The sequence below is a fragment of the Trichocoleus sp. Lan genome (genome assembly GCF_039961855.1).
Classification (GTDB): Bacteria; Cyanobacteriota; Cyanobacteriia; order Cyanobacteriales; family FACHB-T130; genus FACHB-T130.
The window spans coordinates 266,836-284,038 of the sequence record NZ_JAMPKA010000002.1 but is presented as its reverse complement, the minus strand read 5'-3'; the positions used below and the strand labels follow the sequence as shown (position 1 = coordinate 284,038).

Annotated in this window: 15 protein-coding genes; 7 read left to right on the top strand and 8 right to left on the bottom strand. The window is 47.4% G+C overall.

What is annotated here, in order from left to right; all coding sequences use genetic code 11:
- The first annotated feature begins 40 nt into the window (after window positions 1–40).
- The gene (gene cphA / locus NDA03_RS02720; protein ID WP_190412323.1) at window positions 41–2,737 is read left to right on the top strand and encodes a cyanophycin synthetase; all 2,697 of its coding nucleotides are present in this window, start codon (window positions 41–43) and stop codon (window positions 2,735–2,737) included.
- Between the two features lie 53 nt (window positions 2,738–2,790).
- Here the strand turns inward: cphA and tatA are convergent, their stop codons facing one another.
- Together tatA and NDA03_RS02710 are read right to left on the bottom strand one after the other, a co-directional pair.
- Window positions 2,791–2,967, bottom strand: a complete 177-nt coding sequence (gene tatA / locus NDA03_RS02715) for a twin-arginine translocase TatA/TatE family subunit (RefSeq protein WP_190412322.1) — start codon at window positions 2,965–2,967, stop codon at window positions 2,791–2,793.
- Window positions 2,968–3,007: 40 nt separating this feature from the next.
- On the bottom strand, window positions 3,008–4,426 hold the full coding sequence (locus NDA03_RS02710; RefSeq protein ID WP_348237220.1) for a serine/threonine-protein kinase: 1,419 nt from the start codon (window positions 4,424–4,426) through the stop codon (window positions 3,008–3,010).
- 131 nt (window positions 4,427–4,557) lie between these two features.
- Between NDA03_RS02710 and NDA03_RS02705 the strand changes: the two genes are divergently transcribed.
- The 4 genes from NDA03_RS02705 to NDA03_RS02690 all read left to right on the top strand — a co-directional run bounded on the left by NDA03_RS02705 (window position 4,558) and on the right by NDA03_RS02690 (window position 8,725).
- Window positions 4,558–5,298, top strand: coding sequence for a phycocyanobilin:ferredoxin oxidoreductase (locus NDA03_RS02705; RefSeq protein ID WP_190412320.1), 741 nt, complete (start codon window positions 4,558–4,560; stop codon window positions 5,296–5,298).
- 77 nt (window positions 5,299–5,375) lie between these two features.
- The gene (locus NDA03_RS02700) at window positions 5,376–6,692 is read left to right on the top strand and encodes an ABC exporter membrane fusion protein (protein WP_348237219.1); all 1,317 of its coding nucleotides are present in this window, start codon (window positions 5,376–5,378) and stop codon (window positions 6,690–6,692) included.
- Window positions 6,693–6,757: 65 nt separating this feature from the next.
- Window positions 6,758–7,963, top strand: a complete 1,206-nt coding sequence (gene devC, locus NDA03_RS02695; RefSeq protein ID WP_190434370.1) for an ABC transporter permease DevC — start codon at window positions 6,758–6,760, stop codon at window positions 7,961–7,963.
- Window positions 7,964–8,014: 51 nt separating this feature from the next.
- Window positions 8,015–8,725, top strand: coding sequence for a DevA family ABC transporter ATP-binding protein (locus tag NDA03_RS02690; RefSeq protein WP_190434372.1), 711 nt, complete (start codon window positions 8,015–8,017; stop codon window positions 8,723–8,725).
- A 385-nt stretch (window positions 8,726–9,110) separates the two neighbouring features.
- On the opposite strand, the gene NDA03_RS02685 is transcribed toward NDA03_RS02690, so the two are convergent.
- Window positions 9,111–9,911: a hypothetical protein gene (locus NDA03_RS02685; protein ID WP_190412316.1), complete on the bottom strand. Its 801-nt coding sequence runs from the start codon at window positions 9,909–9,911 to the stop codon at window positions 9,111–9,113.
- A 509-nt stretch (window positions 9,912–10,420) separates the two neighbouring features.
- A complete protein-coding gene (locus NDA03_RS02680) occupies window positions 10,421–11,881 on the bottom strand; it encodes a hypothetical protein (protein WP_348237218.1) in 1,461 nt (486 codons plus the stop codon).
- A 262-nt stretch (window positions 11,882–12,143) separates the two neighbouring features.
- Here NDA03_RS02680 and rdgB point away from each other — a divergent pair, with 262 nt between their 5' ends.
- A complete protein-coding gene (gene rdgB / locus NDA03_RS02675; RefSeq protein ID WP_348237217.1) occupies window positions 12,144–12,725 on the top strand; it encodes an RdgB/HAM1 family non-canonical purine NTP pyrophosphatase in 582 nt (193 codons plus the stop codon).
- 162 nt (window positions 12,726–12,887) lie between these two features.
- Here rdgB and NDA03_RS02670 read toward each other — a convergent pair whose 3' ends face one another.
- From NDA03_RS02670 to thiD, 3 genes are all read right to left on the bottom strand, one after another.
- Complete coding sequence (locus NDA03_RS02670; RefSeq protein WP_190412314.1) at window positions 12,888–13,226, bottom strand: P-II family nitrogen regulator; 339 nt, start codon at window positions 13,224–13,226, stop codon at window positions 12,888–12,890.
- 380 nt (window positions 13,227–13,606) lie between these two features.
- Window positions 13,607–14,236, bottom strand: a complete 630-nt coding sequence (locus NDA03_RS02665) for a hypothetical protein (protein ID WP_348237216.1) — start codon at window positions 14,234–14,236, stop codon at window positions 13,607–13,609.
- A gap of 153 nt (window positions 14,237–14,389) precedes the next feature.
- Window positions 14,390–15,217, bottom strand: a complete 828-nt coding sequence (gene thiD / locus NDA03_RS02660; protein WP_348237214.1) for a bifunctional hydroxymethylpyrimidine kinase/phosphomethylpyrimidine kinase — start codon at window positions 15,215–15,217, stop codon at window positions 14,390–14,392.
- 273 nt (window positions 15,218–15,490) lie between these two features.
- Here thiD and NDA03_RS02655 point away from each other — a divergent pair, with 273 nt between their 5' ends.
- Entirely contained in the window at window positions 15,491–15,694 is a 204-nt protein-coding gene (locus NDA03_RS02655) for a hypothetical protein (RefSeq protein ID WP_348237213.1), read from the top strand.
- Window positions 15,695–15,706: 12 nt separating this feature from the next.
- On the opposite strand, the gene ftsZ is transcribed toward NDA03_RS02655, so the two are convergent.
- Window positions 15,707–16,984 (bottom strand): cell division protein FtsZ, encoded by a 1,278-nt coding sequence (gene ftsZ / locus NDA03_RS02650; protein ID WP_348237212.1) that lies wholly within the window; start codon window positions 16,982–16,984, stop codon window positions 15,707–15,709.
- Between the last annotated feature and the right edge of the window lie 219 nt (window positions 16,985–17,203).

The window sequence follows — 17,203 nt, the reverse complement described above, 5'->3', positions numbered from 1 at the left end:
TCGACAGCCCACATCCTCTGAATCACCCGCAAAAGTAGCCATGAGAATTTTAAAAATCCAGACATTACGGGGTCCCAACTACTGGAGTATTCGACGGCAAAAATTGGTCGTCATGCGCCTAGATTTAGAAGAACTTGCAGAAAAGCCATCCAATCAGATTCCTGGCTTCTACGAGGGATTAATTCAGGTGCTACCAAGTCTGGAAGAACACTTCTGTTCCCCTGGCTGTCGAGGTGGTTTCTTGAGCCGAGTCAAAGAAGGCACGATGATGGGACACATCATCGAACACGTTGCCCTAGAACTCCAGGAACTCGCTGGGATGCCAGCTGGCTTTGGTCGTACCCGCGAAACAGCCACCCCAGGCATTTACCAGGTGGTCATTGAGTACCACGATGAACAAGCCGGTCGCTATGCCTCCAGAGCCGCCGTGCGCCTTTGTCAGAGTATTGTAGACACCGGCACCTACTCCGCCCAGGAGTTAGCACAGGATCTTAAAGACCTGAGGGATTTCGCACGGGCTGCTGCCCTCGGTCCCAGCACCGAAACCATTGTCAAAGAAGCCGAAGCGCGGGGAATTCCCTGGATGCCTTTAAGCGTTCGCGCCATGATTCAGATAGGGTATGGCGTCTACCAGAAGCGGATGCAGGCAACTTTGAGCAACCACTCTAGCATTTTGGGTGTCGAACTTGCCTCCGACAAAGAAGGCACCAAAAAAATGTTGCGCCAAGCCGGGGTGCCGGTTCCGCGCGGCACGGTAATTCACTACCTGGACGAACTTGAAGACGCCATTCAAGAGGTGGGGGGATACCCAATCGTCCTCAAGCCCCTCGACGGCAACCACGGACGGGGCATTACTATCAATATCACCGACTTCCAACAAGCAGAAGAAGCCTATGATGCTGCCAAGAGCGCTTCTAAAACTCGCTCGGTGATTGTTGAACGCTACTATACTGGAAGCGACCACCGAGTATTGGTGGTCAACGGCAAATTGGTGGCAGTTGCGGAACGAGTCCCCGCCCATGTGGTAGGAGATGGCACATCCAGCATCGAGCAATTGATTGAGCTAACCAATAGCGATCCCCATCGGGGTGAAGGGCACGATAACATCCTCACCAAAATTGAAGTAGATCGCACCACCTTCACGCTATTGCAACGGCAGGGGTATACCCTAGAGACCGTGCTACCTGCCGGAGAGATTTGTTATCTGCGGGCAACCGCCAACCTCAGCACTGGCGGGATTGCTGTTGACCGGACTGACGAAATTCATCCCGAAAATATCTGGCTTTGCGAACGAGTCGCCAAGATTATCGGGTTGGATATTGCTGGAATTGATGTGGTGACATCCGATATCAGCAAACCCTTGCGAGAAATGGATGGGGTGATTGTTGAGGTGAACGCCGCCCCTGGATTCCGGATGCACGTTTGTCCCAGCCAGGGTTTGCCGCGAAATGTAGCTGCCCCAGTGCTAGATATGCTCTTTCCGCCTGGAGCGCCCACTCGCGTTCCCATCATTTCCATTACTGGCACCAACGGTAAAACAACAACGACTCGTCTAATTGCCCACATCTTCAAGCAGACGGGGAAAACGATTGGCTACACTACCACCGATGGCACTTACATTGGGGATTATATGGTGGAACCGGGGGATAACACCGGCCCTCAAAGTGCCCAGCTGATTCTTTCCGATCCCACGGTAGAAGTGGCGGTGCTAGAAACCGCGCGGGGGGGGATTCTCCGCTCTGGTTTAGCTTTCAGTGCCTCTGATGTGGGTGTCGTCTTAAACGTGGCTGCCGACCACCTGGGAATTGGGGATATTGAAACGATCGAAGATATGGCTCATCTCAAGAGCGTCGTGGTGGAAGCGGTGATGCCAGAAGGCTATGCCGTCCTGAACGCCGACGATCCCTTGGTAGCAGCGATGGCGCGGCGGGTGCAGGGACAAGTGGCTTATTTCACCATGAATCCAGAAAATGAGCTGGTGCGAGAACATACCCGTCGGGGCGGTTTGGCAGCGGCTTATGAAAATGGCTATTTGTCGATTTTGAAGGGAGATTGGGTACTACGGATTGAACAAGCGGTGAATGTGCCGCTGACGATGGGGGCACGGGCACCTTTTCAGATTGCCAACGCGCTAGCGGCGAGTTTGGCGGCTTTTGCGGAAGGGGTGAAGATTGAGGAAATTCGTCAGGGCTTAAATACGTTCCGCGCTTCAACCGCTCAGACACCAGGACGGATGAATATGTTCGAGATGGGCAAATATAATGCTCTGATCGATTATGCTCACAATGCAGCCAGCTATGAGGCGTTAGGTGGTTTTGTCCGCAACTGGCCTGGTGAGAGAATTGGTGTGGTGGGTGGCCCTGGCGATCGCCGCGACGAAGATTTCGTTACTCTGGGCATACTCTCGGCTAATATGTTTGACCGCATCATCATCAAGGAAGATGATGATACGCGGGGGCGACCTCGCGGTGAGGCAGCTGCCTTAATCTCTCAGGGAATTCAGCAAGAAAAGCCAGATTCCCGCTATGAAACCATTCTGGATGAGACGACCGCCATAAATACGGCGCTGGGGCAAGCACCAGAAGGCAGTTTGGTGGTCATTTTGCCGGAAAGCGTCACCCGTGCGATTAGCTTAATTGAGGCGCGTCGTCCTCAAGGGGAAAACGGACATCAGCCGGTTGCACCGTCGATAGAAAATCAAAATAGCTTGAAGGCGTCTGTAGCCCAGACCCTTTAAACGCTCATCAGTTATGTATTTGTAGGGACACGGCAATGCCGTGTCCCTACCCGTTATTTGAGGTCTTGATTTTCATCTGATGGTTCCTCGTCCACGCCCCTTACTCCGTCCTTGAAGCCGCGTAAAGTCTTACCCAGCGAACTTCCCAGTTCGGGAATCTTCTTGGGACCGAAAATTAAAATTGCTGCGATCGCGATTACTCCCACTTCAGGCCATCCTAAACCAAACATACCCGTTTCCTGCGAACTATCCACAATCAACTATAGGAGACTATCGAGCGGCTGGAGGAAGATAATCTCTTGTAATGGGTATTTCTAACCATTCGCTAAGTTCTTGGGTTAACCATTCGAGTTCCGCTTCATGGATGCCGCCACTCTCAGCGTTAAGTTCATACTGCCTTAATCCTGCCTCAATAATGATTTTGCCTGGAACATCAACCCGGTTTCCTTCTGAGTCTTTTTTATGGTGTTTCGGGATGTATACCAACCTGTTAATATCCTGTCTCAATGCTGGACGAGGACGATGGAATTTAAATCCAAATATTTCCCATGTCAGTGAAATTTGCTTTTGATTGCTATAAAGCTGCGATCGTCCAAATAACGCAAAGAGAATCTGCCAGATCATACTCACGCCAGCAAACCAAAAGGGTAGTGAAAACAACACCATAAACAAGTTGAAGCCTAGTGGTGCAAATAGGACAGAGCTTGTCCACACGAAGATGAATGAATTCCAAGCGATCGCAAAAAAGCACAACCCTATCGTAGAAGCAGTAAGTCCCTTCGGAGGGATACTAATTTTAATAAAATCTGCATTTTTAGTCAGTGAAATTTTGCTACCAGTTGGTTTCTTGACAACTAGAGGAAAGCTATCTGCTGTTGGATGTTCTTGTTTTAATGCTTGTAGTGCTTCACTAGCAGAAGCCAAGCGTCGATTTAAGCTGGGATGTGTCATCCGCTTTAACCAATTGATTAAAACAGGACTGAGATTGGCAGTTTTTTCAAATTCAATTTGCAAGTTATCTGTTTGAGGGAAATCAGCAGGATGTTGACCTGTTGCCAGATAAATTAAAGTTGCGCCTAAACTGTAAATATCGGATGCGGGAACTGCACGTCCGCCAAATTGTTCCGGCGGCATATAACCATAAGTTCCCACAACTGTAATTGTCCCGCCTTCCTTGGCGGCGAGAGTCTGCACCGCCCCAAAATCAACTAAATAAACTTCGCCAACATTATTACCAGAACGATTGGTTAATAAAATATTGCTGGGTTTAATATCTCGGTGGATAACTGGAGGTTGACGACTATGCAAATAGTTGAGAATTTCTAAAATTGCAGTGGTAATTTGCTTGATATCTGCTTCGCTGAAAGTTCTTCCTCCTTTGAGATGTTCCTCTAGAGATTTCCCTTCCACGTAGGTTTGGACGAGGGCAAATCCTTTGTAGTTCGGTGAATTTAGCTCAAAATAATCCAGGTAGCGCGGAATCGCCGGATGTGTCAAAGATTTTAAAGTTTCCGCTTCCCGTTCAAATAACTTAAGCTCCTCCCACTCAAAATCACTGCCAAAAGTCAATAGTTTGATTATTACTAATTGTTGCGTTTTTTGGTCACGCGCTAGGAGTGTGCGTCTTCCAGCGCGTTTTCCAAGCTGTTGTTCGATTTGGTAGCGATCGCCAAAGACTTCACCCTTCATACTTATCGCCTGCCCCTAGCTATTAGCTGTTGTTATAACTCTGGGTTATCGCGGGTGGCAAGCTGATATCCTTAACCTACCTGCCTTTATTACTGGATTCTTGTACGCTAAAGAAAACAAATTTTAAAAAAATGCTCGAAACTTCTAAGCCTTCCCTACGCGAACAACAACACCCTCTGATTCGCAATTTAGCGGACACTATCGAGGCAGTTTGGCACCGCCATCTCGACCTTTCTCCCTACCACCTGCCAGAAGAGTTGGGGTATGTGGAAGGGCGATTAGAAGGTGAAAAGCTAACGATTGAAAATCGCTGCTACCAGTCGCCGCAGTTCCGCAAAATGCACCTGGAATTGGCAAAAGTCGGCACAATGCTGGATATTTTGCATTGCGTGATGTTTCCGCGTCCAGAATACGCGCTGCCAATGTTTGGCTGCGATTTAGTCGGGGGACGGGGACAGATTAGTGCCGCGATCGCAGATCTTTCTCCTACAAGCAGCGACCGTACCTTACCGGCAAACTATACCGCTGAACTTCAGGCGCTACCAGCCCTTCAATTTTCCCAACCGCGCGAACTACCCGCTTGGGGCGCAATCTTTTCAGAATTCTGCATCTTTATTCGACCCAGTAATCCAGAGGAAGAAACCCAGTTTCTCTCTCGCGTCGAGGCGTTTTTAGACATTCATTGTGTTAATGCCAAAGCCGCCAAACCCGTTTCTGCCGAACAGCAAGCTGAAATTTTGCAGGGTCAACGCAACTACTGCACCCAACAGCAGCAAAACGACAAAACCCGTCGAGTGCTAGAAAAAGCTTTTGGCGAGGAGTGGGCAGAACATTATATGACGACAGTTCTGTTTGACTTACCGAGTGCTTAATCTGCTAGTAAGATTCCCTCGCCAGATTGATGCCTACCTCTTAAGATTAATTAATAAAAATAATTTCCTTAGAGGCTATGGCACAGGAATCTGGCTCCAAGAATCAACCATTCGTAAAACCTGTAGGGCGGTGGGCGATCGCGGTTGTCGTGGCTGGTGCTTTAGCAACCAGCGGTGTTACCGTTTACAACCTCTATGCCTTGCGAGAGGCTGCTCAGCAGCCGGTGCCAGCAGTAGAGCCGAGTACGCCTCCTAAGCTTGCTGTGACTGCCTTGGGGCGTCTGGAACCGCAAGGGGAAGTGATCAAACTCTCTGCTCCTATGTCGGTTCAGGGCGCTGCTCGCGTGGATCAACTTTTGGTCGGTGAGGGAGATAAGGTCACAAAAGGTCAAGTGGTGGCAATTCTCGACAATCGCGATCGCTTACAAGCAGCTTTGGACAAGGCAAAACAACAAGTCAAAGTCGCCCAAGCCGATCTCAATAAAGTTAAGGCTGGAGCGCAAACCGGGGAAATTACCGCTCAGAAGGCAGCGATCGCTCGCACCCAAGAGGAGTTACGCGGGAAAATTGCCACTCAACAAGCGACGGTAGCTCGCTTAGAAGCCGAACTGCAAGGGGAAAAAAATGCGTCTGTTGCTAAGATTGCCCGCCTGACTGCCCAGATGGATAATGCGAAAAAGGAGTTCGATCGCTATGAGCAGCTATATCAACAAGGTGCCGTTGGAGCTTCTCTCTTTGACACCAAGCGCTTAGAAGTAGAAACGGCACTTCGGCAACTCAACGAAACTCAAGCCACTGCTAACCAGAAAGTAGCTACCCTGGAACAGCAAATTAACGAAGCCAAAGCCACTGCTAAAGAGACAATCGCCACTTTAGAACAGCAAATTAACGAAGCCAAAGCGACGTTAGAAAAAATTGCGGAAATTCGCCCCGTCGATGTCCAAGCAGCACAAGCCGAAATTGAGAACGCGATCGCATCCGTCAAACAAGCGCAAGCCGACTTGGAATCAGCCTATGTCCGCGTACCCGTTGCTGGTCAAGTTTTGAAAGTTCATACCCGTCCTGGAGAAACCATTGGTAATAATGGAATCGTCGAAATTGGGCAAACCGATTTGATGGTTGCTGTCGCAGAAATCTATGAAAGTGATATCGGAAAAGTGCGGCTAGGGCAGCAAGCGACGATTAACAGCGAGGGCAATGCTTTTGCCGATGAACTCAAAGGAACGGTCAATCAGATTGGCTTGCAAATTGGGAAAAAAGATATTTTAAATACCGATCCAGCCGCAGATGTAGATGCCAGAGTGGTGGAAGTAAAAATTCGCCTAAATGCAGAGTCCAGCCGCCGCGTTGCCGGTTTAACTAACTCTAAAGTCACCGTCAAAATTCATATTTAGCTATCTTTACTAATGGTTTTTGAACAATTAGCCATTAGCCCCTTGCCAACAAGTTTTGTAGAATCATGCCAAAAATTCCTCTAGCCTGGTTACAGCTTACCCGTGAAAAAATGCGGCTGCTGGTGGCACTTGCCGGTATTGGTTTTGCTGACATTTTGATGTTTGTGCAGTTAGGGTTTCGCGATGCCCTTTTTCAAAGCTCCGTAAGCTTGCATGAAAATATGCAGGGGGACGTTTTTTTGGTCAGTTCCCAGTCCACGGCTTTGATTGCCATGAAAAGTTTCCCACAGCGGCGACTGTATCAAGCTCTCAGCTTTGACGGAGTAGAATCGGTCAGTCCAGTATATCTTGGCTTTGGCTTGTGGAAAAATCCAGAAAATCGCCGCACTCGCCAATTGATGGTAATTGGATTTAATCCCGCAGCAGAAATTCTAAATTTACCCGAAGTTAAAAATAACCGAGATAAAATTAAACTTCCAGATGTTGTTTTATTTGATGAAGCGTCTCGTCCAGAATTTGGGGCAGTTGGTGATTGGTTTAAGCAGGGAAAAACTGTTGAAACAGAAGTAGAAAGCCGTCGCGTCAAAGTACAAGGCTTATTCACGCTAGGCGCATCATTTGGAGCCGATGGTAATCTGATAACGAGCGATTTGAACTTTTTTCGGATGTTCCCTAGACGACAGAGAGGATTGATTGATATTGGAGTGGTTAATTTAGAAGCCGGTGCGGATGTAAGTCAAGTTATTCAAAATATGAAGGAGTCCTTTAATTTAAAGAAGAATGATGCGAAATGCCAAGACTTAAAAAATATGGATAAAGATTGTACAGATGTACAAATTTTGTCCCATGAAGAATTTATTGAGTTTGAAAAGACATATTGGCAAACCAGTACATCAATTGGATTCATTTTTGGTTTAGGAACCTTAATGGGATTTGTTGTTGGTACAGTTATTGTCTACCAAATCCTATACACTGATGTTGCCGATCATCTAGCTGAATATGCTACGTTAAAAGCGATAGGCTATACGGATTTATACTTACTAATTGTTGTTTTTCAGGAAGCTTTAATTTTATCAGTTTTAGGTTATATTCCTGGCTTTTCGTTAGCGTCAGGGCTTTATATTTTTATAAAAGGCGGTACAAATTTACCGATTGCAATGACTGTTGTTCGAGCAACCGTAGTGTTGCTTTTAACTATTTTTATGTGCTTGATTTCAGGTGCGATCGCAGTCCGTAAGCTCCGAGCTGCCGACCCCGCTGATATTTTTTAAATGGTATATTTTAACATAGCTAGTTGCTAATTTTAATGAAATTGAAAAATTATGCTGCAAGAACCGATTGTTGCAATTAAAAATCTCAATTATTACTTTGGCAAAGGTTCGCTCAGGAAACAGATTTTATTTGATATAAATCTGGAAATGCAGCCGGGAGAAATTACAATCATGACTGGGCCATCAGGGTCAGGAAAAACTACATTATTGACTTTAATGGGCAGTTTAAGGTCTCCTCAAGAAGGTAGCCTGAAAGTATTAGGACAAGAACTAATTGGAGCTTCTAAAAGCCAAATGGTGCAGGTACGGCGGCACATAGGCTATATTTTTCAAGCTCACAATTTGCTGAAGTGCCTAACAGCGCGACAGAATGTACAAATGTCGGTGGAACTGCATCGGGATATTCCGTCACAGGAAGCTGCAACCAGGTCAGCCGCGATGTTGGAAGCGGTGGGGTTAGGCGATCGCATAAATTACTACCCGGAGAATCTTTCTGGGGGACAAAAACAACGGGTAGCGATCGCGCGTGCTTTAGTGAGTCATCCTAAATTAGTATTAGCTGACGAACCTACTGCTGCTTTAGATAGTAAGTCCGGTCGCGATGTTGTCGAGCTGATGCAGCGATTGGCAAAGGAACAAGGATGTACGATTTTGATGGTAACTCACGACAATCGTATTTTAGATGTTGCTGACCGAATTATTCACATGGAAGATGGGCGTCTAGTCCGCGATACAATTATTTCCGAAAAAACGCCTGCTTAAGTCAGATTTCTGAGTGAAAAATTCGATTGAAGTGGGTTGATTTCTCTTTACACACTACATAGTTTTGGCGAATGGCTCATTCTACAAAAGGCAATCTTTTCATTTGCCATCTACACTTCAAGAAAGCCTGTTGTTTAGAGCTGATTGTAGCTAAGCTCATATCTTGCATCAAGCTCTCAGAATAGAATGCTGGGACGATTGCATTCCAAATCCAAAAGCGCGGACTAACCGAAAACAAGGGTTTTGTAACCTGCTCTCGGCAGGCTTCGTTTGCGTGCTTCCTATCGCTGTCCGGTTTCAACCGCCCGGAGCAAGATGTCACTAAAGGATAACCAAGCAGAATCTACCCTGGTTGCTGATGGAAAATAACTTTTTTCTCAACATCCTAGCGCTTCGTGCGAATAGTGACATTGCCACCTTCACTCAATTGTTCTAGCACCAATAAAGGTGTCGGTTTGGCTTTTTGATCCCATTGTAGTTTTGCAAGACGACCCTGAATTGTGGGTTGCCAAGTATCGTGGTCTTCCGCTGGACTGAGGAATGTTTCAATACAATCAATAATTTGGCTAATCGTAGCAGAAGTTGCTTGGGTAGGTAATTTCATTAACTTGATTTGAATGCGGAAAAGCACCCGCTTAGAGCGCTTCGTACCCTCTCCCGTCTCATAAATGACATCAAAAATCTCATCAACTTGGCGTCCCGCTGTACTGGCAATGCCCACTGAGGCTTGTGATGCTTGGGTAGGACGCAGGGCGATAGTGATTAAGTCTTTTACTCTGACTTTGATTTGATTAACAATGGCAAAGTGAAATACCTCTTCATCCATTCGCATTCTGAGGTAATCCAGGTTGAATTCGCGTGAGTTAACCAAGTCAGGATTGCTTTCCATTCTATGAATAGAGTCAAGCGCCAACTTTAACTTTTTCTGGAGGTCTTTGACTTTAAAATCCTGGATCTTGGCTTTCTTTGCCATCTCATCCTTTTTAAGCTTGACAAATACTGCCCCAGCAATGAGAAGTAACAGCAGTCCTCCGGAAGTGTACATCCAGATGGGCGCAGGTTGAGCGTTGGCGGCTGCGGCTGCTGGTTGGGCGGTTTGAGTTTTTTTGGCAGGGGCTTTAGGTTGAGCCTTCTTGGCAGGGGTTTGAGCCAATCGCAAGTCTACAATAAGGAACGGAGTGGACATAGTCGCTAGCCTAAAAAAATTCATGTCTATTTTCAGGATGCCCAAAAAAGCAGAAATTACAAAGTAAAAAGTATGAAAGATAAATAATCAAGTGTGAAATTCTGTCAAATCCTTTTTCGGAAAGCGGCTCGACTCTTAGTTTAGACCCAAATCACACTTCATTAGAGCTGACTTTAACGTGCTGTTAGCGCAAAGGCGCGATCGCGCGGACTAGGCAAAACTACAGAGACTTTCATTGTTGGGTGTGAAGTACGCTCAGGGGAGCTTTTGCAAAAATACCGATTGGCAAGACTCTCTAAAACTCTTGAAACCCTTGAAAAGTCGTAGCGATCGCCAAAACACCTTCCTCAAGGATCGGTAGTCGGAATTGTTTAGCGATCGCCAAACAGCAATCCCTGTGTTATTCAGTTGCTTCACTGGCAAGATATCAGCCAATAGGGAAAGCAGCCCCAGTCTGGGGCTGCTTTCCCTATTGGCTAAGAATGAGAGTATCTGGATTCTGCCCGATCTTATCTTTGGGCGCTGCTGCCAAGCTGATTCCAGGTTTGGATCACCTTCTCTAAAGGTGCAGGCAAACTCCCTTGATTAATCTCGGTGTAGCGAACTGTACCTTTGCGGCTGCTAAGGGTGTAGGTGATGTGATCGGCAGCACCGCTGGGTGCTGGGTAGCTTAGGTTCTTAAATTGGGCAAATTGCTGCCGTTCTAGCATTTGCTGAAACTGTCGTACCTGTTGCACAGGAATGCGGAGAACGCTACGTTCGGAGTCATTAGCATCGCCGATGCGAACCCGCATCAAGCTTCCGTCATTCAATAAAACAGTTTCGTAGGTTCTGCCAGTAAAACCGCCACTGGCAATCGCTCGAAACACCACATTTTTATCTAAGGATGGTGGTAGTTCGCTAGTCGGGATTGGCGTCGGCTTGAGGATGCCAGCATCGCTTAGTTTACTTGCTGCTTGATTGAACTTAATAATGGAACCATCGCTGTTGGTGTGATAAACCAACAGTTGTAGCTTGCTTTGTACAGTTACCTGCCACCCAGGTATTGCATTAGTAAGACAACTCTCGTTAATACCGCCCAAACCCAGACAGCTATCCCAATTGTACTGTTGAGCTTGAACGATGCTCAGTTCGGTAGTGGGCACTTTGAACTGTCTGGAAGCTTCCCTTAAGACTGCATCTCGAACGGAATTCGGCAAACTCGCGAGTTGATCCACCTTCACTACAGAACCAGCTGCATTCGTGCGATAGACCAAGCGTTTTCCGCTTGCTTCTACCGTCACCTGCCACCCTTCTACTGTCGCTGGCGCACACAAAATATCAGGTGCGTAAATCCCTAGACACGCATCAGGCCAGGTTTTTTGTTCTGCTTGGACGACGCGAATCTGGTTGACCGGCAAACCCAACTGCGTGGAGGCATCGGCGATAACAGCATTGGCAACTGATTTGGGGAAGTTTGCGGGGATGTTACTGGCAGGAGTATTCGACTTTTCTAAGCGTAAAACTTGCCCTGTAGAATTGGTGTGATAAACCCAAGTTTTATTACTGCTAGACACGACAACGCGCCAACCGGGAACTAATGCTTGGGTACAAAATTCACCCGATTTCGGAAGTCCCAAACAGCCATCGTTCCAAGTTTCCTGACTAAACTGAGTAATCTTGAGCTTTCCCGGAGCGATGCCAGTTTGACGCGACAAATCTTGACGAACAGCGTTAGCAATTCGAGGTGGTAAGCGATTCGCTTGCTTACGGTCAAGATTTTGCCCCACTTTCTGGTCTTTAACCTTAACCAGTCTGGTGATAGACTCAGAAAGTCTGGCTGGGGCAGCAAATGCGGTTTCTAACAGTGTCAGACCTGCGCCTAAAGACAGGACGCCAGTTAGAACTAAAACGGCAAAAATTCGCTCGGACTGGTGAACTGTTTCACCGGGGTTTACGGCTTTGGAGTGGTTTTTGAAAATCTGTCTCATAGAAACCTCAATAGAGTTGTTTTTGCAAGCGGAGAGCGTGTTAGGTGAGACGAGCGGCACTCCAACGCTCATCGAATGCATATAGCAGATAAAACGCTTGACGCTGCTATCGTGCGAGTTAGTTCCGCTGTTTCGTTCACCTGAATGGGTGATTTTTTACAAGTTTCAGATAGCGATCGCCAGCCAAAAAATTTAACTTCTGCAAAAACAGGTTTCTATAATCGTGTAGGCGTTTATTTATTTCAGCAAGGGAGCGATCGCGATGACTGTGTTGGTAGTCGCTACGGGAAATCCAGGTAAGCTGCGAGAGATGCAGACATATTTAAGCGGATTTGGCTGGGAACTGACCCTGAAGCCAGAGGAACTGGAGATTGAGGAGTCGGGTGACACCTTCATGGCTAACGCTTGTCTGAAGGCATCCCAGGTGGCACAGGCGACTGGAGAGTGGGCGCTCGCAGATGATTCTGGCTTGGAAGTAGACGCCTTAGAGGGTGCACCCGGTATTTATTCCGCGCGTTACGGCAAAACCGACCCCGATCGAATTGAACGCCTGTTGAATGAACTCGGCAACGAACTGAATCGGGAAGCGCAATTTGTTTGTGCGATCGCGATCGCTCGTCCCGATGGCGCGATCGCCCTGCAAGCCGAAGGAGTCTGCCGCGGCGAAATTCTCCACGCCCCTCGCGGTACGGGAGGATTCGGCTACGATCCGATTTTTTACGTTCCCAAAGAGCAAATGACCTTTGCGGAAATGACTCCTGAGTTGAAGCGCCAGTGGAGCCATCGCGGTCAAGCTTTTAAAATTCTCTTACCCCAGCTACAGACGTTAAAGACTGAGGATTGAGTCCAGAAGTTAGAAATCCAGCAACCAGAAATCAGAATTTTGCGATCGCCAAAAATTCTAATTTCTGATTTTTTATTACTCCTGACCTCTAGCCTTGATGACTCAGCCTTCAGTCCTCAGTCCTCAGTCCTGATGACTCAGTCCTCAGCCCTCAGTCCTAACTTAGACAGCTTCCAGATTCTTTTCCCCCGTCCGAATTCTGATGACCTGCTCTACCGGGCTGACAAAAATCTTACCATCACCGATTTCACCCGTTCGGGCAGCGGCAATGATTTTCTCAATCACCATATCAACCTGGCTATCTTCAACAACGATCTCTACTTTAAGTTTTTGCAGAAACTCAACCGTGTACTCGGAACCGCGATAGCGTTCGGTTTGGCCTTTCTGCCGCCCAAATCCTCGGACTTCAGAAACGGTCATTCCTACAATTCCCGCGTTGACTAGCGCAATTTTAACTTCGTCGAGTTTAAAAGGCCGGATAATCGCTTCAACTTTTTTCAAGCTTCTAACTCCTCAGTTCGTTCTGGATTTGATCTGTACAATCAATTTGTACAACCAAAGGTACTCGTAAAGCGGCGGCTATGTTTTATCACTGCTCAAACAAAGTTTTTTGTATTATATGATACATATTGCTCTTCACTCCCACTAGAGGCATCCATTGTGCCAACCCTAACTAACGGGTTTTGCTGGATATCACTGACTCGTTAACTTGACAGATGTGACTGGACAGTTGACTAGACAGCGTTGACTAAACAGTACAGTGAAGATGCGCGGGTTTGAAAATATTTGCCCCGACTTGTATCAAAGCGGTTGTTCCAGGCAAATGCACCCGGTTCTTCCGACTCTAGCAGAGTCAATCTTTCAGCCGTCAACCAGCAAGCTTAACGACTATTATTCAAAAGCGGACGCACAATCAAAAAGCCAGTACCAAACGCTGTCGCCACAATCAAAAAGATGACGATGATTAACCACCAGCCACTCACATCTGCGGAACGCTCTGGCTGAGTTGGGCGACGATACCGACCTTCTTCCTGTTCGATTACCAAGCTTTCTGAAAAATCAGCTAGTGGTGCTGGTTCAGCTTTGGGCGGGGGAGGGGGTATAACTTCCACTGGCGGAGCGATCGCAGCCGAACGAGGAGGACGAGGAGGCTGCGGAGGACGCCGCTTAGGTGTTGCGTTTGGTGCAGTCCGAATTTCCGGTTCAATGGGGGGAGGGGGAACTTCAACTCGGCTCCCGGAGGGAAACGAAGTAACTACCTGTTGTGCGTGCAAAGCTGACTGAACAACTTTTTCGATTTCTTGGCGCAGCTGTTGATTTTCTTTAGCTAACTGCTGATTTTGGGAATTCAGCGAGTCCAGCATCGCTTGCGCTGTTTGTAACTCTGCTGAGAGTTCTTTGTAAACCGAAATTGGCACTGAGGGACGGTAGGTATTCATTGGGCTTTGGGGAGTCTGCTCAGAAATATAAGCATTTTGCATTGGCGAGCGGGTCGAGGGATTAGACATCATGGATTTAGTTTAAGTTTGGTAAGGCAACAATAATGGAAAGTGAGGCGACTCTGACAGCCATTTTTTAACAAATTTGCTATTTAATCAACTAGGAATATGCCCCAATCGATCTTTACGGTGTCATTGCTATAACCTTTGTATTCTCCGATTGTTTTAATTCTCCGATTGTAGGAGGGGGAAAAAGTGTCCCACTGGACCCTGACCCTGACCAATGGCTAAAGCGTATTTTAGAGCAGTAGTGACGTAATCCTTGGCTTTTTGAACCGCAGACCACCGATCTTTGCCCAGGGATAGATTAGCCGCGATCGCGCTACTGAGCGTACACCCCGTGCCGTGAGTGTTTGTTGTCTCTACAGTAGCGGTTTTTAACGTTTCCAGATGGTGCCCATCAAACCAGATATCGATGCCGCGTAGATTTCCCTCCATGCCGCCTCCTTTCACTAATACAGATGGCCCACCTCCCAAATGATAAATGCGTTGGGCAGCAGAGCGCATATCATCCAAGGTATGAATCGGCAACCCGCTCAGTAATTGAGCTTCGTAGCGGTTGGGGGTCACAATCGCTGCTTTAGGGATTAAGACATCCCGCAACGTTGCCACAGCGTCATTGTCAATCAGCTGGGCACCTGTGCGCGATACCATGACGGGATCGACGACTAAGTTCTTCAGTTTGAAAGCTTCCACAGCTTGCGCTACAGCCGCAATAATCTCCCCATTCAGCAACATCCCCGTTTTCGCTGCTTGGACGCCAATATCCGTCACCACAGCCTCAATCTGGGCGACAATTGCTGCTGTCGGTAAAGCATCCACCCGCGTGACTCCCAGCGTATTCTGCGCTGTCACGCAAGTAATGGCACTGGTGCCGTGAACGCAGTGAAAGGCGAAGGTCCGTAAATCGGCTTGAATGCCAGCACCGCCGCCGCTATCGGAACCGGCAATTGTTAGAGCAACAGGTACGCTTGAAGGGTTTGTAACGGTCATAGGAATCGGTAATTAGTAATACTCGCAAATTAAGGACTAATAACAATTACTATTACTCTAAATTTTGATGAAACTAACCTAAATTGAGTTGAATAATTAGATTTTACAAATCGCTGCAAATCTGATAGTGCTCAATTTCTAATTAGCCGACGAATCGGCTAATTATTATAAGGTTGCCTGTGAGAAGCGGGTAGAGCGGGGTTAGGTGCAAAGGCCTAATCAGAGGAAATAAACGATGAGCCGCACTGATTTCCAGTTTAGGAGGGGAAATTAATGCGGCGTAAGAGCGTGGATGTAGCGATCGCTCCCGTAATCAGTCAAGTCTTCCCACTTTTGGGACAGGTAATCATTGGCTTCGGAACTTCTACCGAATTCAATCGGCTTCGTGAAAGTTTAGAAGAATTTCGCACCCTGCTAACTAAGGCTGGATTGCTCACGCATCAATTAAAAATTAAAAAGGAAGTGTTCCATTTTTAATTTTTAATTCTTCTAGCGTTGCGGACGCCGTCTTTGGAGAAATTCCGGAATATCCAATCCTCCACCTTGTTGAGGTTTAGGCTCAAACGTGGGGGTAGAAGGCGGAATGGGTGACGGTGCAATGGGTCGCTGCGGCTGTCTGGATGTGCGTGCCTCCCTCGCCGCTGGTGTAGACTGAGTTTCCCCGCTAAATCCAGTTGCAATGACGGTAATTCTTACCTCACCTTGCATCCGGTCATCAATCACTGCCCCGAAAATGATATTCGCATTGGGATCGACCACTTCATAGATTGTTTCGGCTGCGGCATTCACTTCGTGCAGCGTCAGGTCGCTACCGCCGGTAATGTTAAAGACAACCCCTCTGGCTCCTTCAATCGAAGACTCTAGCAAAGGTGAGGAAATTGCGGCGACGGCGGCTTCTCTGGCTCTCGATTTCCCAGAACCCACACCAATTCCCATCATTGCCGATCCCGCGTCTGCCATCACAGCTCGGACATCAGCAAAGTCCACATTGACCAGTCCGGGAATCGTAATAATATCCGATATCCCTTGCACACCTTGACGCAGGATATCATCTGCTACTCGAAAAGCATCTTGAACTGGCATGGTTTCTGGAATCACTGCCAGCAGCTTATCGTTGGGGATGACGATTAGCGTATCTACCCGACCCTGCAAAGCGGCAATGCCTTCATCTGCCTGAGAAGTGCGACGGCGTCCCTCAAAGGTGAAAGGACGAGTGACAACGCCCACCGTTAAGGCTCCCATTTCTTTGGCAACTTCTGCCACAATCGGTGCTGCACCCGTACCCGTACCGCCTCCCATGCCAGCGGTAATAAATACGAGATCGGTGTTTTCTAAGGCATGAGCGATCTCATCGCGCGATTCTTCCGCTGCCTTTTGACCAATGGCAGGATTACCTCCAGCACCTAAACCTCGCGTTAACTTCTGTCCCATTTGCAAGCGTTTAGCAGCTGAGGAGTGAGACAGCGATTGGGCATCAGTATTGATTGACCAAAACTCTACGCCACTAACATCACTGGCAATCATGCGGTTCACCGCATTGCCCCCACCCCCACCAACACCAATGACTTTAATTTTGGCGACGCTACCTAGCACGATGTTGTCACTCCTAGATTCTTCCCTGGGTGTTCCGTTAGCATCGTGATTATGGCCTAAATGTAACACGGTGTTATTAAAAGGATTCGCGCCGTCCACTGCGGGTGAACGACCTGCGTTCCCTGAGGGATTTGAGTTTTGGTGGGCAAGCCCTGGTTTACTATTGAGCGTCATTGCAATAGAAAGGGTCAATAAACAACTTTTTAGTTTAGGTAGCGATATGAGTCAACTATAGGGTAAGTTGACCCTTAAAACCAATGAGAGTCATAGTGCATTGACGTTCTTAAACAGGTCTGGAGTCAACTGTCTGAAGGCTGATCTTGATAAAAGATGAAAAATGTTTGTAAAGTAGATGCTCTCTTGGCAGGATGTAAGGATGAATTTAGCCCAAAA